Genomic DNA, 22,686 nt, shown 5'->3' with positions numbered 1-22,686 from the left:
CTGTCAGGCAATTTTAAGGAGCACAGACCATGAAAACCATCCGTCACCTCTCCCTCGGCCTGTTGGTGGGCACGGCATCATTCACCGCTTGGGCAGACAACGCGCCGCAAGCGGAAACGCCCGCCGAACCGGTTGCCGCAGAAAAGCAAACCATAGTTGCAGAGCCGGCCGATTATGTACCCATCGCACAACCTGCGCCCGAACCCGAAGCAGAAGCGGAACAGCACAATACTTGGGTTGACAGACGGCACAAAGATATCCGCTCCACCATACGCGGCTGGGCGCACCGCATGGACGATTGGTTCGGCGACCCCGATCCCGATAATCCCGCCACCGCCAACCTGCGCGTGATGGTTGATACTTCTTGGAACAAATACGACGATTTTTCAGTAAAACCGCGTGTGCGCGGCAAAGTGAAGCTGCCCGTGCTGCAAAAACGCCTGAATGTGGTGTTTGGTGACGACTCATTAGACAGCGAACCGCAACAAACCGGCCACTTATACGACGAATCCGCCCAAAATAACAAAACTTTCAGCAAAACCGAAACCCGCGAGAGCAACTCATCTCTTGCCCTGCGCTGGTCAGACATCGGCAAATACACCGGCATTGATACCGATGCCGATATCGGTATCCGCTCCGGCGACGATTTATATGTGCGCCTGAAAGGCAGCAAAGATTGGGATTTGGGCAACGATTTCAGCACGCGCGCCGAACAGGTTTACCGCTACGGCCTCAAGAGCGAGCACCATGTCCGCACCACTTGGGAAGTGCGCCACGGAAAAGCCGGCAAACCGTTTATCGCCAACCATCTGAGCGTTGAGTACAACCATAAAGACAACGACGAGAATTGGACTTGGAGCAACAGCCTCTACCGCCAGCACGATTTCCCCAACCACAAACGCCTCAACTACGGCATTTATGCCGGCGGCGACATCAAAAACAAAAAGGCCAAGCTCAACAGCTACGGCCCGTTTGCAGGCTGGCGGCAACCGGTTTGGCGCGAATGGCTGTTTGTACAACCCGAAATCAACTATCTCAACAACCGCAAAGAAAACCGCAAACACCATATCGGCGCCTTGCTGCGGGTGGAAGCGTTATTCTAACGGGAACTTGGCCGGCTTATCGGATAAGGGTTTTAAACCGATTTACCATCGTTTAAAGCCCGAAACTTTCGCACGATTCAGATAAAAGCCAAGAGCAAACCTTAAAAAGTTTGAGGCCGTCTGAAAAACTGCCAAGCTCGTTTTAGCGAAACTTGCCAAGCCTTTTTCAGACGGCCTCAACGGCTTTCATAGGGGCGGACACACAATCTGCCCCTACTGTTTTGCTTGGCATTCGGCCGCACAATAAAAAACGCCGCTAGAGATAAACGGCGTTTGAACACATAAAAGATTATTTACGCAAGCCCAGACGGGTAATCAGACTACGGTAAGTATCGGGCTGAGTGCGGCGCAAGTAGGCCAGCAAACGGCGGCGTTGGCTTACCATTTTCAACAGACCGCGACGGCTGTGGTGGTCTTTGGGGTTGGCTTTGAAGTGGGGCGTCAGATCGTTGATACGGAAAGTCAACAATGCAACTTGTACTTCAGAAGAGCCGGTATCGCCTTCTTTGCGTTGGAAATCTTTAACGATTTGGGCTTTTTGTTCTACGCTTAATGCCATGATGGATAAACTCCGAAAATAATCAAGAACCTTGCGGTTCAGACAAGTTTGCCAAGCCTAAACCTGCACAAACTCCTGAAATTCCGTTTGATCAATCTGTAAACGGACTGGCGATTATGCCACAAGCCGAAACGGTTTGCACGATTTTATCGGCCCCTGCCGTGCGCGTGTTGCAATACGGCACGAAGGTTCAAAGCGTTTTTTCAGACGGCCTCAACATGCTTCAGCCTTTGAATACCGGCACCACTTCCCATTCATGCAAAATTTTCGCGGCGATATTGATTACGCCGAATCCAAACACCCACACAATCAGCCACATGCCGCCGTAAACCCGATAGCCTTTGTTTTCTGTGAATTTTTGGCGCGAACGGTAAAGCAGCATGGCCGGAATCAAAGCCGTCCACACCGTTGCCGCAAGGCCGACATAGCCGATGACCTTCACAAAACCGGTCGGGAACAGCAAGCAGCACACCAGCGGCGGCAGAAAGGTAAGCGCGGCGGTTTTGGTGCGGCCTGCCAAGCTGTTGTCCCATTTGAACATATCGGCCAGATAGTCAAACAAACCCAGTGTCACGCCCAAAAAAGAAGTGGCAATCGCCAAATAGGCGAAAAACGACAACACCGCGGCCATGCTGCCGGTGGGTACGAACTGCGACAAGGTTTCAATCAGCACCGACACCTGCCCGTTCACTTCAATCACCGGGCCGAAGGCATTGCGCGGCAGATTGCCTTGAATCGCCAGCTGCCACAGCACATAAATCACCAGCGCCATCAGCGTGCCGCCCTGCAAAGCGCGCGCCACTTTGGACGCGTCGCCGTTGAAGTATTTCAGCAGGCTCGACACGTTGCCGTGAAAGCCGAAAGATGCCAAGCACACCGGCAGCGCGGCGGCAACATAAATCCAATATTGCGTATCCGGCGCTGCATTACTGTCGAACAACACCGGCAGTTTCACGCTTGTCAGCAAGCCGCCCGTTGCCCAGAAAAAGGCGATCACCATACCGGCAATGAGAATACTGGTCAGCCGGTCAACCCAGCGGGTAGATGCCCACACGCAGAATGCCAGCACGAAGAAAAACACCAACTGCCCCGCAGGAAGCCCTACTTCGCCGCCCAACAAACTGCCCAAACCTTTGGCGGTCAAATCGCCGCCCACAAAGATATAAGCGTAAGTGAGCAGATACAGCACAAACGCCACGGCGATGCCGTTCACCACGTTCCAGCCCTGACCGAGCAAATCTTTTACCATCGTATCGAAGCTGGCGCCGTGCGGATAATGGGTGTTGACTTCCAGCAGCATCAATCCGCTGGAAAGCATGGAAAACCAAGTGTAGAGCAGCACCAGCAGCGAGCCGGTAAACCAGATGCCCGACGTGGCGGTAGGGTTGGCCAGCATACCGGCGCCGATTACCGTACCTGCGATGATTAACGCGCCGCCCAGCAGCGACGGATTTTTTACAGACATAATCTATTCCTTATTAACAGCGCTGAGGCCGCAGCGGAGCAAGCTTTTGCTTTTATTGAGAACACGGCGGATACCTCCCGTCTTCCGCATCCTCAACCCGCAGCCCGAAATGCGGCGCATATTATGCCTGATTGCGCCCGTTTCCCCCTACAAAAAAATTTCAGACGGCCTATCAAGGCCGTCTGAAAAAAAACTTACCAGCAGTAATAGCAAAAGCGTCGGAACGGATAAAAATCAGCCCAATCATCGTAATAGCGCAGCCGCTCCAATTCTTGACGCGCAATATAGTTTTGCCACGCCATTTTATAGCACGCCTGAAACATCGGGTCGGCAACCTTATCGACATAACGCAAACGGAACGCTTTTTGCTCTTTGTCGCTGCGCGGCGGCGCATCGAACTGCTCACGCATCAATTGGGCGGTTTCTTTGTCGCATTGGGCGGCCAGCGACACCTGCAAATCCTGTTCGTATTTTCTCTGCGCCGCTTCCCTTGCCGCCCGTTGTTCGGGCGTTACGGCACAGGCGGCCAGCGATAAGGCGGCACTTAAAACGGCGGCAATTTGCAACATTTTCATAACACGCTCCTTTGGCAGGCGGGAAACGGATGGCGGAAAGCCAGCGGCTGTTCCTTTCTTAAATGTACGCCTTTTTCGCCCATGCTGCACAAGGTTTACATATCGGTAGACCCTAAGCCGGATGCTATTCCGTTTCCCAAGTTTTATTGCGTTTGAGCAGAATCCGCACCGCGCCGTCGTTGCCTTTGTGCGGCTCCACATAGGCCAGCACGTCGGGATGCGCCATCAGCCAGCGGCGCACGAGGGTTTTGAGCACGGGCTTGTAGCCGGACGAACCCAAACCGCTGCCGTGCACAATCTCGCCGCACACGCCGCGTTTTTTGGTGAACTCGATAAATTCGTTCAACACTTCCTGCGCCTGCTCCTGCGTGTAGCCGTGCAAATCCACGTCGGCCACCACCGGCCAATGCCCGTTTTGCAGGCGGCGGATGTCGTTTTTGCCCTGCCCGTTTTTGCTGAACGAAGCGGGTGGTTCGTCGAAGCCGCCGTCGCCTACATAAAAATAGTCTTCCGCCGCCAAGGCCGCCGCATCGGTTTTACGCGGTTTCATGGGGCTTTTGTCACGCGGCGGGGCGTAACGGTTGCTGTTTTTCAGCGGCACCACGCCGCCCATTTCTTTAGCAAAGTCCACTTCCTCGGCAGCTTGTTTGCGCGCGCGTTCTTCGGCTTCGGCACGCGCCTGTGCCTGCTGTTTGGCTTGTTTGCCCAGCGCTTTGAGAGTGGATTGGAAATCGTTGCTCATGTGTTTGGCCTTTATACGGATAAAGTCTTTTTCAGACGGCCTTTAAGCTTTAATCATGATGAGGCCGTCTGAAAATAATAAATCATTGTTGGCTAAGGCTTCGGCGCACATCATCTAAAGTTTCGCTTCCGAAGTTTGAATCTTCAATCATGGCGGCGATGCGGGCGGCGGTATCGGCAGGGCTGCTTAATCCGCCTTGTTCTTTCAAATCGTGAAACCGCTGCCGTATCGGAAACACTCCGGCATCGGTGGTACGGATTTCCGCCTGCATGTCGGTATCAACCACGCCCGGGGCGATGGCGGCAATGGCAACGCCGGCATGTTGTTCGGCGGCAATGCAGCGGGCGTGATGGTCGAGTGCGGCTTTGGTGGTGCCGTACACGCTCCAACCCGGATAGGCATTGCGCCCTGCCCCGCTGCTGATGTGGACGATTTTCAGGATGCTGCCCGCGGGTTTGCAGGCGATCACATGATTGGTGAGCAGCAGCGGCGCGGCGACGTTCAGCGACACGGCAGCGGCGATTTCGCCTGCGTCTTGCCTGCCTGCAACGGCATTGGGCGTTACAACGGCGGCGTTGTTGATGAATACTATTTCGTCGGCGTCTGCAATAAAACCGTCAATCAGGCCGTCTGAAAGCAAGGCGGACACGGCTTGAGTGCAGCTTAAGTCCACGCTGTGCTGAATCAGTTTTTCAGACGGCCTCAAAGCCGCCTGCCGCCGCGCCAGCCCCAATACGCTGCATCCCTGCTGCAAGTAGTGTTCGGCCAATGCCAAGCCAAGCCCGCTGCTGTGGCCGGTGATGATGATTTTGCTGTTCATGATGGTTCCGCCGCTGAATGGTTTTTAAAGGTTTCGAGACCGCTGCCAACAGCCCCGGCGGCTTTATTTTAGCGGCTTTTCCAAGCACCCGAAACCCGCGCTTCCGCAGCCTGCCGTATCCAGCGCTTTTATTTTGCGGTATATTAAGCGCCTGTTTATCTGCCGTTTTCAGACGGCCTCCACCGAAACGCTGCCGCAACATAAAGGATTTCTGCATGTTCAAACGACCGGAAGAACTCATCTTAGCCACCCTTGCCGCCTTGTGGGTAGTCCTCACTTATCTGATTGCCAACTACTTCGGTGCGCCGATGCAAACCAAGCTGCTGATTACCGCGCTGACGCTGATTTGCTCGGTGGTGTGTTTCGTATTGTGGCAGCGCAATTTGAGCCGCAATATTTGGCCGTTTTTCCTCGGCCTGCTCACCGCCTGCTGGTGGCCGTATCTCGACTGGGTGGCCGTGCGCGATATTCTCGTTTCAGGCGGCACGATTTCGGCCGACACCATCGTGATTGCCAAACCGTGGTACGCCACTTGGACGTTCAAATGGATTCTCGCCCTCGCCCCCGTGCTGCTGGGCTACGGCGTGAAATGGAAACTGCACAACGGCAGACAAAAAACCATTGATTAAGCGTTGATTCCAAAACCATCCTCCCAACAACAAAGGCCGTCTGAAAAACTTTTCAGACGGCCTGAGACCTTTGTAAAACCCTCAGATGTGGATGCAGTTCAAGGCGTAGCAGCACAGCGAGTGCAGACATATCATACACAAGGCTAAACGAGCGAGCAGCGCACAACGCAGAAATGCGCCGCAGATGAGGGTTTGGCAAAGGTCTCGGCCTTTCAGGTCGGCACTGCCCTTTACTTATGCTTGTAAAACAGGCTCTTGAAGTAAACGTCCGCCCCTTCGCGTAGTAGCACCAGCGTAACCGCCGCCAGCGGCAGGCCGATCAACATGCCCACAAACCCCATCAATTGACCGAACGCCATCAACGAGAAAATCACCCAGAAAGGCGAAAGGCCGATGCGGTCGCCCACGATTTTCGGCGTGATGAAGAAGCTCTCCAAAAACTGGCCGACACCGAACACTGCCCACACCATCAGCAAACCCTGCCACGAACCGAATTGCAGCAAGGCCGCCAGCGTAGCCAGCAGCAGGCCGGTAAACGCGCCCAAATACGGCACAAACACCAAAATGCCGGCGATCATACCGATGGCAAAGCCCGAATCCAAGCCGGTGAGCATCAGCCCCACGCCGTAAATCACGCCCATAATCAGCATGACCAGCAGCTGACCGCGCAAAAACTCGCCCAACACCTTGTCCATATTGCCCGTGATGCGCGTGTAAGTGTCGATAAAGCGTCTCGGAATCAAAGCCTTAATCCCGTGCGACCAACGCTGCCAGTCGAGCAGGAAATAATAAAGCAGAAACGGCAACAGCATCAGATTGGTCAAGCCCACCGCCACATTGCTGCTCTGGCGCATCAAGGTCGGCGCAATCCGGCGCAAGGCGTTGTTCAACTCGCCCGTGTGCGATTGAATCCACACAGCAATACTCTGCACATTAATCGTCGCATGTTTGCCCGCCAGCTTATCCAGCCACGGCAACAGTTTGCCCTGCACAAAAGCCACAATCTGCGGCACGCGGTCGATCATATTGTTAAACTGGCTGATCAGCATCGGCACAATAATCAGCATCAACGCCAGCAGTATCAGCAGTGCAAAAATCATCACCAGCATCGACGCCGGGCCGCGCTTCACACCTTTATTACGCAGCTTTTCCACCAACGGGTTCAAAATATACGCCAGCACCGCCGCCACAATAAACGGCGTCAAAATATTGCCCAGCGCATACAGCAGCCACACCAGCAGCAACAGCACCACCGTCATCACAATCCACGGCTTCGCACCGCGCGTTTTTTTACGATACATAATCTTTCCTGTGTGCAAATCCACGCACTTTTCCCGTGCGTTTCAAAAACGGAGTGAAGCATACCAGTTTAGACCGCGCCGCGCATCAAGCAGCCGACAATCGGCACATGAAGCGGATTCGCATCTATTAATAGCAAATAGCCCGGAGGCCGTCTGAAATTATTTGCCTGCCGCAAACCATGATTCTGCAAATTCAGGTAAAATAGCGGCGATTTTTACCCTTACAGAAAGCCCGAAACATGAGCGATTCATTGAGCTACCGCGACGCAGGCGTAGATATCGACGCAGGCGACCAACTCGTTGAAAACATCAAACCTTTTGCCAAACGCACCATGCGCCCCGAAGTATTGGGCGATTTGGGCGGCTTCGGCGCACTGGTGGAAATCGGCAAAAAATACCAAAACCCCGTACTCGTTTCCGGCACCGACGGCGTAGGCACCAAACTGAAACTGGCTTTCGACTGGGACAAACACGACACCGTCGGCATCGACCTCGTGGCCATGAGCGTGAACGACATTCTGGTACAAGGCGCAGAGCCGTTGTTTTTCCTCGACTACTTCGCCTGCGGCAAACTCGATGTCGCCCGCGCCACCGACGTGATTAAAGGCATCGCCCAAGGCTGCGAAGAATCAGGCTGCGCCCTCATCGGCGGCGAAACCGCCGAAATGCCCGGCATGTACCCCGAAGGCGAATACGACTTGGCCGGCTTCGCCGTAGGCGTGGTGGAAAAAGACCAAGTCATCAACGGCCGCAGCATCGTGCCCGGCGACATCGTGCTGGGCTTGGCTTCCAACGGCGCACATTCCAACGGCTATTCATTAGTACGCAAAATCATCAAGCGCGACCAGCCCGATTTGGACGCACCGTTCGACGGTAACAAAACCCTGCGCCAAGCCATCATCGCGCCGACCCGTCTGTATGTAAAACCGATTCTCGCCGCATTGAAACAGTTCACCATCAAAGGCATGGCGCACATCACCGGCGGCGGCATCACCGAAAACGTACCGCGCGTGCTGCCCGAAAACACCGTCGCCCAAATCGACGCCAAAGCATGGGAAATGCCCAAGCTGTTCCAATGGCTGCAACAAGCCGGCAACGTGGCGCAACAAGAAATGTACCGCACCTTCAACTGCGGCATCGGCATGGTCGTCATCATCGCCAAAGAAGATGCCGATACAGTGCAAACATTCTTGGCCGAACAAGGCGAAACCGTTTACCGCTTGGGTGAAATCCGCGCGCGCAACGGCGACGAGCACCAAACCCAAGTGGCCTAACATCAGGCTTACTTCAGTCAATCATAGTGAATCAACTTAAAAATAGTACGCTCGTCATACTCGGGCTTGACCCGAGTATCTCCTAAAGTTGCTGGAACTCTAGATACTCGGGTCAAGCCCGAGTATGACGGTATTGTTATTAAAATGATATAAAGGCCGTCTGAAAACACATTTTCAGACGGCCTTCCCTTCAAATCAAAGCCATTCAACCCCATGAACATCATCGAAAAACAAGCCTTAAAATTCATCCTCAAACACACGCAGGAAACGCATCAGCAGGAAATGTCCGACTACGTTCAAACCCATTGGGCACGCTACCGCGCAGGCGAAATCAATCTGCAGGAAGCCAAAACGCTGGCCAAACAAGCCCGCCCGATGCTGAAGCCCGAAAGCGTGGCCGAGCTGACCGAGTTCGCAAAAAAATGGGGAAAACGCTTAAATCTCAAATAGCCTCTATCTGATGCCGTCTGAAAGCGGGCTTTGCGGGTTCCGCTGAAACCCCGCATCAGCTTTTCAGACGGCCTCTCCCAACGCAATACGCACAATCCGTTGGTCTAAGTTCCGCTTACCCCAACGGGTACGGTAAAACAAACGGGCAATCCACGGATAACGGTGGCCGCAGCAATCGCTCAAATAAGCCACATGTTCTACGCGCAAGCCGGGCTGCCACTGCTCCATCTCGCCCGCATCCGCCACCGACCACTTAAATTCAGGGCGTTCTTTGCCTTTGTCCATTTTGCCCAACGCATCGTGATGCTTCGCCCGGCCTACGGCAATAGGCGGCACGATATCGAATACCATGTTCACGCCCGGCAACTTGCGTGTGAGTTTGGCAAAAAGTGCCTGCACTTCCGCCGCATCGAAATACATCAACACCCCTTCCAACACCAGCAAAACGGGTTTGCCGTGCGCCGCTACCGTATCCATCCAGCCTTCATCAAACATCGACGCCGCCAGATAATGATTGCCGTCTTCGGGCAGCAGTTGCCGGCGCAGCTCAATCACTTCGGGCAAATCCAAATCATACCAAGCGGTAACGGCGGGCTTGCCCAAACGCTCGAAACGCGCATCTAACCCCGCACCAAGCTGCACAACCACCGCATCGGGGTGTTTCGCCAAAAAGCCTTTGATTTCATGATCCATCAAAGCAGCCCGCCCGCAGCAGCCGGGTTGCGACATCTTCGCTCCGGCAAACGCGCTGAAGTCGTAGTCGATCTGTTTCATCATGCGGGCGGCCGCCTCGTCCCTCAGCAGCGCATCGGGGCGGTCGTTTTCCACCGCCTTCGCCCACAGCGTAATCAGCATAGTTTCCGATAATATGCCGACATGTTCGGGGGAAATTTTGGTATCCATCTGCATGCACCTCCACTCCAATAGGAATTATTCTCAATAGTAACACATACCCGTTTCAGACGGCCTCACACATTCCCGCCGTATCTCCCACACCTTTGGGCAATCTTTAATATGCCTGCCTCACAGAAAACCCGCCCCCGCCGCCCGAAAAAGCGTTTACAATAGCCTGCGTTTGGGCGGCACTGCGCCGGATTCCGCCGCCTTGCTCTAAATACAAAGGAAAAATCATGAATTTCAAAGATTTGTTTAATCAAAACGAATTTGCATCACGCCACATCAGTTTCAAAGACGAAGCGGCTCTATTGAAAGCACTCGGCGAAAGCAGCATGGCCGGTTTTATCGACAACACCGTGCCGCAAAGCATCCGTATGCCGTCCGAGCTCAATCTGCCAGAAGCCTTGAGCGAGGCCGATGCGTTGGCGAAGCTCAAAGGTGTGGCGGCGAAAAACAAGGTAAACAAAAGCTATATCGGCTTGGGCTATTATCCGACCCGCCTGCCGAATGTGATTTTGCGCAATGTGCTGGAAAATCCGGGCTGGTACACGGCTTATACGCCTTATCAGTCGGAAGTGGCGCAGGGGCGTTTGCAGGCTTTGCTGAACTTCCAGCAAATGTGTATCGACCTCACCGGCTTTGAAGTGGCGGGCGCGTCATTGTTGGACGAGGCAACGGCGGCGGCCGAGGCGATGGCAATGGCCAAGCGTGTGAGTAAATCTAAATCAAATCAGTTTTTTGTGGACGAGCGCGTGTATCCGCAAACGCTCGACGTGATGAAAACCCGCGCCAAATATTTCGGCTTTGAGCTGGTGGTAGGCGATTTTCAGACGGCATCCGAAGGCGATTTCTTCGGCGCGCTGTTCCAATATGTCGGCAAAGACGGTGATGTGCTTGATTTGGAAGCCGTGATAGGCCGTCTGAAAGAAAAAGGCGTGATTGTGGCGGTGGCGGCCGACGTGATGAGCTTGGTGTTGCTGAAATCGCCTGCTTCTTTGGGCGCGGACATTGCTTTGGGCAACACCCAGCGTTTCGGCGTGCCGATGGGCTTCGGCGGCCCGCACGCGGCTTATTTTGCGTTTAAAGACGAATTCAAACGCTCGTCGCCCGGCCGCATTATCGGCGTATCGAAAGACGCTTCGGGCAAACCCGCGCTGCGCATGGCTTTATCGACCCGCGAGCAGCACATCCGCCGCGAAAAGGCGACTTCCAACATCTGTACCGCGCAGGCTCTGCTGGCCAACTTGGCGGGCATGTACGCGGTTTACCACGGCCCAGAAGGTGTGAAACGCATTGCCAACCGCATTCACGCGCTGGCTGCTGCGTTTGCCGACGCGGTGGTTTCAGACGGCCTCAAAGTGGTGCATGAAGTGTTCTTCGACACCGTGGCCGTGGATTGCGGCGCGAAAGCCAAAGAGATTTATCAGGCCGCCTTAAACGTGGGCTATAACCTGCGCCAAGTAAATGAAAACGTGTTGGCCGTGGCGTTCCACGAAGAAACGTCCGCCGCCGATTTTGCCAAGTTGGTGGAACTCTTCACCGGCAAAGCACAATGCCTGTCTGAAAAAGCCTCCGGCAAACTTTCAGACGGCCTGTTGAGAAAAGACGCCATCTTGCAGCACCCCGTGTTCAACAGCTACCACACCGAACACGAAATGCTGCGCTACCTGAAAAAGCTGGAAGAGCGCGACTTGGCGATGAACCGCAGCATGATTTCGCTCGGCAGCTGCACCATGAAGCTGAACGCCACCAGCGAAATGCTGCCGATTACATGGCCCGAGTTCAGCAGCATCCACCCGTTCGCCCCGCGCGACCAAGTGGCGGGCTACATGCAGATGCTTACCGATTTGCAAGATCAGCTCAAAGCCATCACCGGATTTGACGCGATTTCCATCCAGCCGAACTCCGGCGCACAAGGCGAATACACCGGCTTGCTGTCTATCCGCCGCTATCACGAAGCCAACGGCCAGCCTAACCGCGACGTGTGCCTGATTCCCCAATCCGCACACGGCACCAACCCCGCCACCGCGCAAATGCTGGGCATGAAAGTGGTGGTCGTGAAAACCGACGAAAAAGGCAACGTCGATATCGAAGACTTGAAAGCCAAAGCCGCCGAGCATCAACAAAACTTGGGCGCGCTGATGATTACCTATCCGTCCACCCACGGCGTGTACGAAGAAGGCATCCGCGACATCTGCACAATCATCCACGACCACGGCGGCCAAGTGTATATGGACGGCGCAAACATGAACGCCCAAATCGGCATCATGCAACCCGCCGAAGTGGGCGCAGACGTGTTGCACATGAACCTGCACAAAACCTTCTGCATCCCGCACGGCGGCGGCGGCCCCGGCATGGGCCCCATCGGCTTGAAAGCCCATCTCGCCCCGTTCGCCCCAAGCCACACCGTATCGCCCGTGGAAGGCACAACCAACGGCATGAGCGCCGTATCCGCCGCGCCCTACGGCTCCGCCAGCATCCTGCCGATTACTTGGATGTACATCACCATGATGGGCAAAACCGGCATGGAGCAGGCCACCCAATGGGCATTGCTGAGCGCCAACTATGTCGCCAAAGAATTGAGCGCGGATTACCCGATTCTCTACACCGGCAAAAACGGCCGCGTCGCGCACGAATGTATCGTCGATTTGCGTCCGCTCAAAGCCGAAAGCGGCATCACCGAAACCGACATCGCCAAACGCCTGATGGACTACGGCTTCCACGCCCCCACCGTGTCGTTCCCCGTGGCCGGTACGCTGATGATCGAACCGACCGAAAGCGAAAGCAAAGCCGAACTCGACCGCTTCATCGCCGCGCTGAAGTCCATTAAACAGGAAGTGCTGAACGTGCAAAACGGCGTATGGCCGAAAGACGACAACCCGCTGGTAAACGCCCCGCATACCGCCGCCAACGTAACCGACGGCGAATGGAAGCATCCCTACACCCGCGAAGAAGCCGTGTTCCCGCTGCCGTATGTGCGCGAAAACAAATTCTGGCCGAGCGTGAACAGGGTGGACGATGTGTACGGCGACCGAAATTTGGTTTGCACCTGCCCGCCGATGAGCGCGTATGAAGATTAAGTAACGGAACCCCGTTCACACAAATGTTTTCAGCACAGGCCAGAGACCTTTGCCAACCAACCTGAAGCCGCGCGGCCGAAGGTTGCGCTGCAAAGGTCTCTGGCCGTCTGAATAACCGATATGCCGTAAACCGCATTTTGCGCCATAAGCCGATCTGCTCAGACAGCCTCAAAACAGCACACTGATTTGCAGCATCACAAGGCTTTCGTTAATATCCACCCGATATACCGTTCCCTTATCCCGCCGCTTGCCCTTATGTTTCTATTTACTTTTACCGACTGGCTGCTGTTTGCCCTATTAATGCTGCCCATTTTGGCCACCCTGCTGCCGCTGATTAACCACAGCCATTGGACGTTCCGCATTTTCGATTTCCCCCGTCCGCAGATTGCCGCCATGAGCCTGCTGTGCGTCGTGTTGAACGCCTTATGGCAGCAGCACGAACATCCGCTCTTCATCGCCTTTGAAATCCTCAATCTGGCCTGCTTCGCCTACCAGCTCAAAGAAATCGCCGCCTACACCCGCCTGAGCAAACCCGAAGTGCTGCAATATAAAGGCGACGACAACAAACGCACCATCTCACTGATTACCGGCAACGTACTTACCCCCAACCGCCGCGCCGACCTGCTGCTCAACCAAGTTCGCCAATACCGGCCCGACGTCGTACTCACTTTAGAAAGCGACGAATGGTGTGGGAACAACAACTCGCCCCGCTCGAACACGAACTCGACTACACCTACACCGTTAAAATCCCGCTCGACAACCTCTACGGCATGCACCTATACAGCCGCCTGCCCCTGCAAAACGTCGAAATCCGCCATTGGGTTGCCGAAGACATCCCCTCGATTGCCGCCGAACTGCAACTGCGCTCCGGCGAATGGATACGCATCTACTGCCTGCACCCCATGCCGCCCAGCCCCACCGAAGCCGACACCTCCACCGACCGCGATGCCGAACTGCTGCTCGTCGGCAAAGAAATCGCCAAAAACAACCATTCCGTGCTCGTGTTCGGCGACCTAAACGACGTAGCATGGTCGCGTACCTCGCGGCTGTTCCAACAAATCAGCGGCCTGCTCGACCCCCGCAAAGGCCGCGGCATGTACAGCACCTTCCACGCCGGCTACCCACTCCTGCGCTGGCCGCTCGACCACATTTTCCACAGCAGCGACTTCATGATGAGCCGCATCGAAGTGCTGCCCGCCATCGGCTCCGACCATTTCCCCGTATACGGCAAATTCCAATTCGCCCCCGCCGCCGAAGCCGTGCAGGAAAAAGAAGCCCCGGATAGGGAAGAAAAACAAGAAGCACGCGAGAAAATCGCCGAAGCGGAACCGATTAAAGAAGTGGTTGCCGAGAAATATACGGAAAACGGTAAATAACCGACCTATGAACAAATACGGTGCATATGTAAATAACAAGTAAGTAATCGACGTAATTACAATAACGATACGGTTATACTCGTACTTCACCCGAGCATAGCGGATATGCTATTTTTTAATTCATTCACCATAACATTCAACAAGAGGCCGTCTGAAAATATACTCAGAATCTTTTCAGACGGCCTTACTGTATTTAACGCGATCCGTCGCGCGGCAACTCAATCAACGGCGGAATCGGCGGGTCTTGATAGCCTTCGTCGATTTCAAACCCTTGCGCCCGGGCTTTATCTTCTTCTAATTTCCTAATCATTGCGTAGGTTTGGTATTTCTTTTTTACGGCATCATTAAAAGCAGGCTTGCCGAACTCCTCCTGTGCATTCAAACGAACTCGGTTCCAATGAGCTTCAATCGTTACCACGAGTGCGTATTGACCGTTTCCGTATTTATCGCGGTATTGCTCGTCCTTGTCTTTACCCAATAGAAAACTCACTACCACACCGTCTGCATACAAAGTGCCGATATCCGACAAATTGGACAATTGTTTCCACTCGTCCGGGGTAAGTTCAATCGTAGTTGGAATGCCGGTAATTGTTTTTACCCTAAAATAGCCGTCTTCCATCCCAAAAAAAGCAGCGGCATTTTTACGGTTCATCTTGATTCTTGGTGCCGTGGTAGAAATCAAATCTCTCCACCCCGCCTGATGCATCTGCCTGATCAGACTGTAAAAGTTTTGCCTAGCTTCTTCATCGCTGACGTTGCTGGCTTTGCCTAGATCGGTATAAATGATTAATTTATGTATGCCCAAAAAAGGTTCTTGATTATATTCATAAGCCGTAACCGAACCTACATAAGGCAACTTGAATGAATACTTACCGTGTTCAAATAAAACCGTTTTTTCAGGTGAGAACGTAGCGGAATAACGGGTTAAAGAATACGGTTCTCCCGGAGATTCGTCATCGATATAACCGGTAAAACGGTTGGCAAAATGTTGAGCAGATTCGGGCAGGGTTATCGATACTGTTTCAGGCAAGTTATCTTTTTGGGGTTCTTGCTGCATAGGTTTGCACGCTCCCAGCAAAGCTACCGTCATCGTTAACAAACAAATCAATATCTTTTTAAACATGGTCGTGTAAGTTGGCATTTATCTGCCGGCTGATATTTGAAAGCAAAGAAACAGATAAGATTTAACAAGAGGCCGTCTGGAACTGTTCAATCTTTTTTCAGACGGCCTGATTGCATTTAACGCGATCCGTCGCGCGGCAACTCAATCAACGGCGGAATCGGCGGATCTTGATAGCTTTCGTCGATTTCAAACCCTTGCGCACGGGCTTTATCTTCTTCCATTTTTCGGTATATGGCATGGCTTTTAAATTCTTTTTGTAAAGCATCATGATATGTTGGCTTACCGAATTCTTCCTGTGCATTCAAACGAACTCGGTTCCAATGAGCTTCAATCGTTACCACGAGTGCATATTGACCGTTTCCATATTTATCGCGGTATTGCTCGTCATTATCTTTACCTAATACAAAACTTACCACCACACCGTCTGCATACAAAGTTCCGATGTCTGCCAAATTGGGCAATTGTTTCCACTCGTCCGGAGTAAGCTCAATCGCAGTTGGAATGCCGGTAATTGGTTTTATCCTAAAATAACCGTCTTCCATCCCGAAAAAAGCAGCGGCATTTTTACGGTTCATCTTGATTCTTGGTGCCGAGGTAGAAATCAAATCTCTCCACCCTGCCTGATGCATCTGCCTGACCAAACGGTAAAAGTTTTGTCTGGCTTCTTCATCGCTAATGTTGCTGGTTTTACCTAAGCCCGCAAATATTTTAAATTCGTCAATACCTAAAAAAGGCTGCTGCTTACCATCCTCATAAAGCTTAATGATTGCTACATAAGGAAGTCTAAAAGAATGCACACCATGTTCAAATAAAACCGTTTTTTCAGATGCAAACGTAGCAGAATAATTGGTTAAAGAATATGGTTCTCCCGGAGATTTATCGTCCACATAACCGATAAAACGGTTGGCAAAATGTTGGGCAGATTCCGGCAGGGTTATCGACACGGTTTCAGGCAGGGTATCTTTTTGCGGTTCTTGCTGCATAGGTTTGCACGCTCCCAGCAAACCTACCGTCATCGTTAACAAACAAATCAATATCTTTTTAAACATGGTCGTGTGCATTGGCATTTATCTGCCGGCTGATATTTGAAAGCAAGGAAACAGATAAGATTTAACAAGAGGCCGTCTGAAACCGTTTAATCTTTTCAGACGGCCTTACTGTATTTAGCGCGATCCGTCGCGCGGCAACTCAATCAACGGCGGAATCGGCGGATCTTGATAGCTTTCATCGATTTCAAACCCTTGCGCCCGGGCTTTATCTTCTTCTAATTTCCTAATCATCGCGTAGGTTTGGTATTTCTTTTTTACGGCATCATTAAAAGTAGGCTTACCGAATTCTTCCTGTGCATCCATACGGACTTGATTCCAATAAGCTTCAATCGTTACCATAAGTGCGTATTGACCGTTGCCGTATTTATCGCGGTATTGCTCGTCCTTGTCTTTGCCCAATCGAAAACTCACCACCACACCGTCTGCATACAAAGTGCCGATATTCGACAAATGAGATAATTGTTTCCACTCGTCCGGAGTCAGTTCGATAGCAGTCGGAATACCGGTAATTGTTTTTACCCTAAAATAGCCGTCTTCCATCCCAAAAAACGCAGCGGCATTTTTACGGTTCATCTTGATTCTTGGTGCCGTGGTAGAAATCAAATCTCTCCACCCTGCCCGATGCATCTGCCTGATCAGACTGTAAAAGTTTTGCCTAGCTTCTTCATCGCTGACGTTGCTGGCTTTGCCTAAATCAGCAAATATCGTAAATTGGTTGACCCCCAAAAAAGGTTGTTGTCCACTATCTTCATATGCCCTGATTATTCCTACATAAGGTAGCTTGAAAGTATGTTTGCCATGTTCAAAGAGAACGGTTTTTTCGCTATTAAAATATACCGGATGAACATTGACATTAAAAAACTCAGCATCTGCAGGTGGCCCTTGATAATTTTCAATGAATCTTTGAGAAAAATGTTGTGCGGATTCCGGCAAGGTTATTGACACGGTTTCAGGCAAGTTATCTTTTTGGGGTTGTTGCTGCATAGGTTTGCACGCTCCTAATAAAAAAATAGCTGTCGTGATTGATAAGGCCAAATAAAAAAAATGTTTAAGCATGCTCTTTTCCATCTGCTTTTTTACCATTAGCCAAAATACGCAATTGCTCCTCTAGAAATTGTTTATCAACAGATTTGCTCATGCGTTGATGGTATAAATCTGCCGCATTTATAATCCAATCCATCCTCTGTTTCAAATTCTCCAACACAATCCCTTTCGGCGCGGCGGACAAAAAACGCTCCTGTCCCCGCTTAATCTTGCAACTTGCTACCAAATGCAGTTCATTTTGCGGCATCTCGCGGTAAAGGTCGGGGTGATTTTTTTCCAAATAACGTGAAACTTCCAAATATTTTTTAAAAACAAAGCTGTTATACATGATTTTTTGCAAAATGATTTCCTGTTCGTGGTAGGCCAAAAGCATTAAATGTTCCAGTTTTGCAGCAGCTATATCTTGAGCGCGATTTTTCTTAAGTGCATCATCCAAAGCCTGAAATGATTCTAAAATATACTGTTTTACGGAGTCAGAAAAATCCATTGATTTATTGCCGACGGTTTCCTCAAAACCGTCCACTCTTTCCAAATCTTCCCGCATCACCTCCGGCAACTTCGCATATGCCCTTTCCGCCCTGCACAGTTTGAAGGTTTCTTTATCTTGGGCATAAACATAATGCCAAGGCATCACGTCTAAAAACAGCCAAATATTGCCTTTGCCCAGCATCTTGTCCATTGAGGAGAATACTTCAACCAAAGTCGGTACGGATAAAGTAGCCATATTTACGGGAGTAGGTAATGGAACTTTGGATTTATATTTCAGCGTGTCTATATGCCGCTTTACTTGTTTTCCGGGATCTTTTACCCACGGATTCTCCAAAGAACATCCCACCGTTTTACTAGCAAAGGCGGCAAGCCCCATCCAATAAAACAGGCCGGGATGTTTTTTCAGCAACGGAAACTGTTGAAACTCGCCTGCGCCCAAATACATCTTGGCATATACAGCAGCAATATCGTAAGCACGTTGTGCATAATGGCTTTTAATTTTGTAGCGTCCTTGGCGTTTCACCACCCCTTGAGGGGAAAACCAAACCAAATAAGTTTCCCTTTCGGCACTTTTCATTCTGTTGAGTGCTTCAAACTGTGCCTCGGTCCATGCATTTTGGCATCCGAAACATAATTTTTGCTGCGATTGCGGCGTGGTATTTGTTTTATAACATTGCGACATAATCGTTAATCCTCTGCGCTGTGATTTTTATTGCCGACCGATATTTGAAAGAATGCAAACATGCCATATACAGTTAAATTACTTAATTTAAATAACAGTTTTGTCATATTCAGGTTTGACCCAAGCATCTCCTAAAGTTAGCGGAACTTAATATGCTCGGGACAAGATCGGTTATGACAAACATACTATTTTTTTAAGTTTATTCACTATATTAATTTGCGGTAACGGCTTAAACCCAAATCATCACTGCGCACTTCGGTAGCTTTGCCGCACACCAAATCGGCGGCGATTTTTGCCGAGCCGAGCGACATCGTCCAGCCCAGCGTGCCGTGGCCGGTGTTGGTAAATAGATTGCCGAAACGGGTGGCGCCGACAATCGGTGTGCTGTCGGGTGTCATCGGGCGCAAGCCGCTCCAGAACGTTGCTTTGTTCAAATCACCGCCGTGCGGGTATAAATCTTTCACCACGAGTTCCAAAGTTTCGCGGCGTTCGGGATTTAAATGGATGGCGTAGCCCGACAATTCGGCCATGCCGCCGACGCGGATGCGTTGGTCGAAACGGGTAATCGCTACTTTGTAGGTTTCGTCGATAATGGTGGAAACAGGCGCGGCGTCGCTGTCGGTGATGGGAATGGTGAGCGAATAGCCTTTGACGGGATAAATCGGCAAATCCAGCCCCAATTCCGTTAATGCGGGGCGGCTGAAGCTGCCGAGGGCGCACACATAGCGGTCGGCTTCAAAACGCTGCCCTCCTGCGTGAACAGCCTTGATGAGGCCGTCTGAATGTTCGATGCGCTCAATGGTGTGGTTAAACTTAAACTCCACGCCTTTTTCGGCGCACATGGCGGCGAGCGTGCGGGTAAAGAGGTGGCAGTCGCCGGTGGCGTCGTTCGGCAGATGCAGCGCGCCGGCGATTTTGTGCAGCGCGCCTTTCAAAGCAGGCTCGTATTGCAGACACTCTTCGGCTTTGATCCTTTGGTAAGGCACACTGTATGCTTCGAGCACTTCGATGTCTTTGGCGGCGGCTTCTACTTCGTGCTGGCTGCGGAAAATCTGCAATGTGCCTTTGCTCCGCCCTTCAAAACCGATGCCGGTTTGGGCTTCCAAGCAGCGGAACATTTCGCGGCTGTATTCTGAAATCCGCACCATGCGCTCTTTATTGATGTGGTAGCTGGCCGCATTACAGTTCGCCAGCATCTGCCGCAGCCATTGCAGTTGAAACAGGCTGCCGTCGGGTTTGAAAATCAGCGGCGAATGCTTTTTAAACAGCCATTTCGCTGCTTTTGCGGGAATGCCCGGTGCCGCCCACGGCGTGGTGTAGCCGTAAGAAAGTTGGCCGGCATTGCCAAAGCTGGTTTCCATCGCGGCTCCGTCTGCCCGGTCGATGACGGTTACTTTGCAACCTGCTTCGGCGAGATACCAAGCGGTGCTCACGCCTGCCACGCCCGCACCCAATACAATCACATTCATGTTTTTCCTCTTTTCATTTCGACGCAGCGCACAACTGCTGAAACACTTTGCTTATTCATAGTGTATTTTCAAGTCTAAACAATTCATGCCAGTTTTTTTCACTTTATTTCAAGCATAAAAAAGAATATTATATGGAATCTTTCAATATATACAGTGAATAAATCAAATGAAAGAGCTGGACAAAACCGACCGCAAAATTTTAAAAATCCTGCAACAAAACGCCCGCATTCCGATGACCGAGCTGGCCGAAAAAGTCGGCCTTTCCACCACGCCCGTTACCGAGCGTGTACGCCGTTTGGAGCGGGAAAATATCATCACCGGCTACCACGCCCACCTCAACCCGCACGCTTTGGGGCAAAGCCTGCTGGTGTTTGTGGAACTCAAACTGCGCTCGAAGTCCGGCAATATTTTTGAAGACTTCCGCCGCGAAGTGTCGATGATTCCGCAAATTCTGGAATGCCATTTGGTATCAGGCGAATACGATTATTTAATCAAAGTGCGCCTGCCCGATATGTCGGCCTACCGCGATATGCTCGGCAACATTCTGCTGCAACTGCCCGCCGCCGCCGAAAGCCGCAGCTATGTAGTGATGGAAGAAGTGAAAGAAGATGTGTTGCTGGCTTTGGATTGAGTTTTCAGACGGCCTCAAGCCGATATGCGGCCACAAAACAGCCGCACATGTCCGCACCAAATTTTCCGTTGCATTTCATGCTTAACCGCCCTGCACTAACCTGAGGCCGTCTGAAAAAATACTTTCAGACGGCCTCATTCATTTCGGCAGTTTCATTCATTCACAAACGCAGCATCAGGCAAAATCACCCCACAACGCCTGCATGGCCGCAATCGCAGCCAACGAAGCCGTTTCCGTGCGCAACACCCTTGGCCCCAATGTAATCGAACGGAACCCCGCATCAAAAGCCTGCTGCTCTTCCGCCGCCGTCCAACCGCCTTCGGGGCCGATCATCAGCACCACATGGCGCGGAGGCGGCGCAATATCTTTCAATGCCGAGGCGCGGTTCAGGCTCATCAATAAACGCGTGCCGTCGTCGGGCAGTGACGCCAGCGCATCGCGGTAATTTTGCAGCGGCAGCACTTGCGGCACCTTGTTCCTGCCGCTTTGTTCGCAAGCCGAAACCACAATATCCTGCCAACGGGCGGCGCGCTTGTCGGCACGCTCGCCGCTCAAACGCACCACGCAGCGCTCACTCAGCACCGGACGGATTTCCGCCACGCCCAATTCCACGCTTTTCTGCAAAGTAAAATCCATGCGCTCGCCGCTTGAAACCGCCTGCACCAGCGTAATCCGCAGCGGAGATTCATTGTCGACACCCTCTTCGCGTAAAATTTCCGCCTCGGCACGGCGCTTTTCCAAAACCGTCAAACGCGCAGGATAAGCCTTGCCGTCGCCGTTAAACAAAACAATCTCTTCATGCAAACGCGTCCGCAGCACATTCAGATGGCGTACCACATTATCGGGCAAATCAAGGAGTTGGCCGGGATTCAAGGCCGAGGGAACGTAAAAGCGCGGCATACGGGGTTGGTGTCGGTGGTAGAAAAAAGTTAATATTGTCGTTTTCAGGCCGAAATAGCAAGTATTTAAGGACGATTCATTGTGTTAGACCAACTGCATGCGCTGGTTCGCAAAGTAGCACGCACCGAAGTAATGCCCCGCTTTTTAGATGTGAGCATCAGCCGCAAATCCGACGGGTCACTGCTTACGGAAGCTGATTTGGCCGCTCAGGCAGCTTTCGCGGAAAAACTGCCCGACATTATCGACTGCCCCATGCTCGGCGAAGAAATGACCTCGCAACGCCAGCAAGAGCTGTGGCAGCACAACCGCGGCGGCTTGTGGGTGGTTGACCCCATCGACGGCACCAACAATTTCATCAACGGCCTGCCCCACTTCGCCCTTTCCTGCGCCTACATCCAAAACGGCCGCGCCCAACTCGGCGTGGTGTACAACCCTGTCAGCGACGAATGTTTTTACGCAGAACACAAAAAAGGCGCGTATCTCAACGGCCGCCCCCTGCCCTTGCGCCGCGTTGACAAGCAGCTGCACGAAGCGATTGCGGGCGTGGAAATCAAATACCTGCGCTCCGGCAAGCTCTCCAGCCGCATGAACACTCTCGCTCCGTTCGGCAGCCTGCGCAGCATGGGCAGCAGCACGCTTGATTGGTGTTATCTCGCTGCCGGGCGCTACGATATTTATGTTCACGGCGGTCAAAAATTGTGGGATTACGCCGCAGGTGCGTTAATTTTTGAAGAAGCGGGCGGCAGCTTGGCCACGCTGGAAGGCGATGATTTTTGGAGCGGCGAGCATGTGTTCAAACGCTCGGTTATCGCCGGCCTGCAAACGGATTTGTTTGAAAAATGGCTGAAATGGATACGCGAAAACCAATAATCGTATGGAATTTTTATATGCCATTTGCAAACAAACAACACTGAACGCAAAAAATGAAAATAATTGCACAGATTAACCCCATTTAAAGCTAACTGGGTTTACAATGCGAAGCACTGGCAGCGGTTGTCTTTTCTCCCTTGAGGCAACCGAAGACAGTA

The 22,686-nt window shown here is 52.1% G+C and carries 22 protein-coding genes; 8 read left to right on the top strand and 14 right to left on the bottom strand.

Annotated features, from left to right (window positions below):
* The first annotated feature begins 29 nt into the window (after positions 1-29).
* Entirely contained in the window at positions 30-1,103 is a 1,074-nt protein-coding gene (locus tag LVJ85_RS04345) for a hypothetical protein (RefSeq protein ID WP_244741769.1), read from the top strand.
* Positions 1,104-1,392: 289 nt separating this feature from the next.
* Here LVJ85_RS04345 and rpsO read toward each other — a convergent pair whose 3' ends face one another.
* The 5 genes from rpsO to LVJ85_RS04320 form a co-directional block, all read right to left on the bottom strand.
* The gene (rpsO, locus tag LVJ85_RS04340) at positions 1,393-1,662 is read right to left on the bottom strand and encodes a 30S ribosomal protein S15 (RefSeq protein WP_244741766.1); all 270 of its coding nucleotides are present in this window, start codon (positions 1,660-1,662) and stop codon (positions 1,393-1,395) included.
* Positions 1,663-1,885: 223 nt separating this feature from the next.
* Positions 1,886-3,127, bottom strand: coding sequence for an aromatic amino acid transporter (locus LVJ85_RS04335; RefSeq protein WP_244741764.1), 1,242 nt, complete (start codon positions 3,125-3,127; stop codon positions 1,886-1,888).
* 194 nt (positions 3,128-3,321) lie between these two features.
* Complete coding sequence (locus LVJ85_RS04330) at positions 3,322-3,702, bottom strand: hypothetical protein (RefSeq protein ID WP_244741761.1); 381 nt, start codon at positions 3,700-3,702, stop codon at positions 3,322-3,324.
* Between the two features lie 124 nt (positions 3,703-3,826).
* Positions 3,827-4,444 carry a Smr/MutS family protein gene (locus LVJ85_RS04325; RefSeq protein ID WP_244741759.1) on the bottom strand — a complete coding sequence of 206 codons (618 nt, stop codon included), beginning with the start codon at positions 4,442-4,444 and terminating at the stop codon, positions 3,827-3,829.
* A gap of 82 nt (positions 4,445-4,526) precedes the next feature.
* Positions 4,527-5,264, bottom strand: a complete 738-nt coding sequence (locus tag LVJ85_RS04320; RefSeq protein WP_244741756.1) for an SDR family NAD(P)-dependent oxidoreductase — start codon at positions 5,262-5,264, stop codon at positions 4,527-4,529.
* Between the two features lie 215 nt (positions 5,265-5,479).
* On the opposite strand from LVJ85_RS04320, the gene LVJ85_RS04315 reads away from it, so the two are divergent.
* Positions 5,480-5,893 (top strand): hypothetical protein, encoded by a 414-nt coding sequence (locus LVJ85_RS04315; RefSeq protein WP_244741754.1) that lies wholly within the window; start codon positions 5,480-5,482, stop codon positions 5,891-5,893.
* Positions 5,894-6,123: 230 nt separating this feature from the next.
* On the opposite strand, the gene LVJ85_RS04305 is transcribed toward LVJ85_RS04315, so the two are convergent.
* A complete protein-coding gene (locus tag LVJ85_RS04305) occupies positions 6,124-7,194 on the bottom strand; it encodes an AI-2E family transporter (protein WP_244741751.1) in 1,071 nt (356 codons plus the stop codon).
* Positions 7,195-7,433: 239 nt separating this feature from the next.
* Here LVJ85_RS04305 and purM point away from each other — a divergent pair, with 239 nt between their 5' ends.
* Both purM and LVJ85_RS04295 read left to right on the top strand, forming a co-directional pair.
* A complete protein-coding gene (purM, locus tag LVJ85_RS04300; RefSeq protein ID WP_244741749.1) occupies positions 7,434-8,468 on the top strand; it encodes a phosphoribosylformylglycinamidine cyclo-ligase in 1,035 nt (344 codons plus the stop codon).
* A gap of 213 nt (positions 8,469-8,681) precedes the next feature.
* Complete coding sequence (locus LVJ85_RS04295) at positions 8,682-8,918, top strand: hypothetical protein (RefSeq protein ID WP_085362885.1); 237 nt, start codon at positions 8,682-8,684, stop codon at positions 8,916-8,918.
* Positions 8,919-8,981: 63 nt separating this feature from the next.
* On the opposite strand, the gene LVJ85_RS04290 is transcribed toward LVJ85_RS04295, so the two are convergent.
* On the bottom strand, positions 8,982-9,821 hold the full coding sequence (locus LVJ85_RS04290; protein ID WP_244741747.1) for a class I SAM-dependent methyltransferase: 840 nt from the start codon (positions 9,819-9,821) through the stop codon (positions 8,982-8,984).
* Between the two features lie 227 nt (positions 9,822-10,048).
* On the opposite strand from LVJ85_RS04290, the gene gcvP reads away from it, so the two are divergent.
* Complete coding sequence (gene gcvP, locus LVJ85_RS04285; RefSeq protein WP_244741744.1) at positions 10,049-12,895, top strand: aminomethyl-transferring glycine dehydrogenase; 2,847 nt, start codon at positions 10,049-10,051, stop codon at positions 12,893-12,895.
* 423 nt (positions 12,896-13,318) lie between these two features.
* Here the strand turns inward: gcvP and LVJ85_RS13335 are convergent, their stop codons facing one another.
* Positions 13,319-13,441, bottom strand: a complete 123-nt coding sequence (locus LVJ85_RS13335; RefSeq protein WP_255733835.1) for a hypothetical protein — start codon at positions 13,439-13,441, stop codon at positions 13,319-13,321.
* Positions 13,442-13,578: 137 nt separating this feature from the next.
* Here LVJ85_RS13335 and LVJ85_RS04280 point away from each other — a divergent pair, with 137 nt between their 5' ends.
* Positions 13,579-14,271 carry an endonuclease/exonuclease/phosphatase family protein gene (locus LVJ85_RS04280; RefSeq protein WP_244741742.1) on the top strand — a complete coding sequence of 231 codons (693 nt, stop codon included), beginning with the start codon at positions 13,579-13,581 and terminating at the stop codon, positions 14,269-14,271.
* Between the two features lie 193 nt (positions 14,272-14,464).
* Here LVJ85_RS04280 and LVJ85_RS04275 read toward each other — a convergent pair whose 3' ends face one another.
* The 5 genes from LVJ85_RS04275 to LVJ85_RS04255 form a co-directional block, all read right to left on the bottom strand.
* On the bottom strand, positions 14,465-15,328 hold the full coding sequence (locus LVJ85_RS04275; protein ID WP_244741740.1) for a hypothetical protein: 864 nt from the start codon (positions 15,326-15,328) through the stop codon (positions 14,465-14,467).
* A 182-nt stretch (positions 15,329-15,510) separates the two neighbouring features.
* Positions 15,511-16,443 (bottom strand): hypothetical protein, encoded by a 933-nt coding sequence (locus tag LVJ85_RS04270; RefSeq protein WP_244741738.1) that lies wholly within the window; start codon positions 16,441-16,443, stop codon positions 15,511-15,513.
* 114 nt (positions 16,444-16,557) lie between these two features.
* Positions 16,558-17,499 carry a hypothetical protein gene (locus LVJ85_RS04265; protein ID WP_244741736.1) on the bottom strand — a complete coding sequence of 314 codons (942 nt, stop codon included), beginning with the start codon at positions 17,497-17,499 and terminating at the stop codon, positions 16,558-16,560.
* Positions 17,492-18,658 (bottom strand): hypothetical protein, encoded by a 1,167-nt coding sequence (locus LVJ85_RS04260; protein WP_244741733.1) that lies wholly within the window; start codon positions 18,656-18,658, stop codon positions 17,492-17,494. The genes LVJ85_RS04265 and LVJ85_RS04260 overlap by 8 nt, the downstream gene beginning before the upstream one ends.
* A 206-nt stretch (positions 18,659-18,864) precedes the next feature.
* Positions 18,865-20,127, bottom strand: a complete 1,263-nt coding sequence (locus LVJ85_RS04255) for a D-amino acid dehydrogenase (RefSeq protein WP_244741731.1) — start codon at positions 20,125-20,127, stop codon at positions 18,865-18,867.
* A gap of 166 nt (positions 20,128-20,293) precedes the next feature.
* Here LVJ85_RS04255 and LVJ85_RS04250 point away from each other — a divergent pair, with 166 nt between their 5' ends.
* Complete coding sequence (locus tag LVJ85_RS04250) at positions 20,294-20,758, top strand: winged helix-turn-helix transcriptional regulator (protein WP_085362919.1); 465 nt, start codon at positions 20,294-20,296, stop codon at positions 20,756-20,758.
* Between the two features lie 174 nt (positions 20,759-20,932).
* On the opposite strand, the gene LVJ85_RS04245 is transcribed toward LVJ85_RS04250, so the two are convergent.
* Complete coding sequence (locus tag LVJ85_RS04245) at positions 20,933-21,658, bottom strand: 16S rRNA (uracil(1498)-N(3))-methyltransferase (RefSeq protein WP_244741728.1); 726 nt, start codon at positions 21,656-21,658, stop codon at positions 20,933-20,935.
* 81 nt (positions 21,659-21,739) lie between these two features.
* On the opposite strand from LVJ85_RS04245, the gene LVJ85_RS04240 reads away from it, so the two are divergent.
* Complete coding sequence (locus LVJ85_RS04240) at positions 21,740-22,528, top strand: inositol monophosphatase family protein (protein WP_244741726.1); 789 nt, start codon at positions 21,740-21,742, stop codon at positions 22,526-22,528.
* Positions 22,529-22,686: the final 158 nt, after the last annotated feature.

Source organism: Neisseria sp. Dent CA1/247 (genome assembly GCF_022870825.1).
In the GTDB taxonomy this organism is placed as follows: Bacteria; Pseudomonadota; Gammaproteobacteria; order Burkholderiales; family Neisseriaceae; genus Neisseria; species Neisseria zoodegmatis.
Note: the sequence above shows the minus strand (reverse complement) of the source record. Positions and strands in the feature narration are given on the sequence as shown.

Bases quoted from the DNA above. Each gene is read 5' to 3' on its own strand.
- LVJ85_RS04345 (WP_244741769.1), top strand. From the start codon at position 30: ATGAAAACCATCCGTCACCTCTCCCTCGGCCTGTTGGTGGGCACGGCA.
- rpsO (WP_244741766.1), bottom strand. From the start codon at position 1,662: ATGGCATTAAGCGTAGAACAAAAAGCCCAAATCGTTAAAGATTTCCAA.
- LVJ85_RS04335 (WP_244741764.1), bottom strand. From the start codon at position 3,127: ATGTCTGTAAAAAATCCGTCGCTGCTGGGCGGCGCGTTAATCATCGCA.
- LVJ85_RS04330 (WP_244741761.1), bottom strand. From the start codon at position 3,702: ATGAAAATGTTGCAAATTGCCGCCGTTTTAAGTGCCGCCTTATCGCTG.
- LVJ85_RS04325 (WP_244741759.1), bottom strand. From the start codon at position 4,444: ATGAGCAACGATTTCCAATCCACTCTCAAAGCGCTGGGCAAACAAGCC.
- LVJ85_RS04320 (WP_244741756.1), bottom strand. From the start codon at position 5,264: ATGAACAGCAAAATCATCATCACCGGCCACAGCAGCGGGCTTGGCTTG.
- LVJ85_RS04315 (WP_244741754.1), top strand. From the start codon at position 5,480: ATGTTCAAACGACCGGAAGAACTCATCTTAGCCACCCTTGCCGCCTTG.
- LVJ85_RS04305 (WP_244741751.1), bottom strand. From the start codon at position 7,194: ATGTATCGTAAAAAAACGCGCGGTGCGAAGCCGTGGATTGTGATGACG.
- purM (WP_244741749.1), top strand. From the start codon at position 7,434: ATGAGCGATTCATTGAGCTACCGCGACGCAGGCGTAGATATCGACGCA.
- LVJ85_RS04295 (WP_085362885.1), top strand. From the start codon at position 8,682: ATGAACATCATCGAAAAACAAGCCTTAAAATTCATCCTCAAACACACG.
- LVJ85_RS04290 (WP_244741747.1), bottom strand. From the start codon at position 9,821: ATGGATACCAAAATTTCCCCCGAACATGTCGGCATATTATCGGAAACT.
- gcvP (WP_244741744.1), top strand. From the start codon at position 10,049: ATGAATTTCAAAGATTTGTTTAATCAAAACGAATTTGCATCACGCCAC.
- LVJ85_RS04280 (WP_244741742.1), top strand. From the start codon at position 13,579: ATGGTGTGGGAACAACAACTCGCCCCGCTCGAACACGAACTCGACTAC.
- LVJ85_RS04275 (WP_244741740.1), bottom strand. From the start codon at position 15,328: ATGCAGCAAGAACCCCAAAAAGATAACTTGCCTGAAACAGTATCGATA.
- LVJ85_RS04270 (WP_244741738.1), bottom strand. From the start codon at position 16,443: ATGTTTAAAAAGATATTGATTTGTTTGTTAACGATGACGGTAGGTTTG.
- LVJ85_RS04265 (WP_244741736.1), bottom strand. From the start codon at position 17,499: ATGCTTAAACATTTTTTTTATTTGGCCTTATCAATCACGACAGCTATT.
- LVJ85_RS04260 (WP_244741733.1), bottom strand. From the start codon at position 18,658: ATGTCGCAATGTTATAAAACAAATACCACGCCGCAATCGCAGCAAAAA.
- LVJ85_RS04255 (WP_244741731.1), bottom strand. From the start codon at position 20,127: ATGAATGTGATTGTATTGGGTGCGGGCGTGGCAGGCGTGAGCACCGCT.
- LVJ85_RS04250 (WP_085362919.1), top strand. From the start codon at position 20,294: ATGAAAGAGCTGGACAAAACCGACCGCAAAATTTTAAAAATCCTGCAA.
- LVJ85_RS04245 (WP_244741728.1), bottom strand. From the start codon at position 21,658: ATGCCGCGCTTTTACGTTCCCTCGGCCTTGAATCCCGGCCAACTCCTT.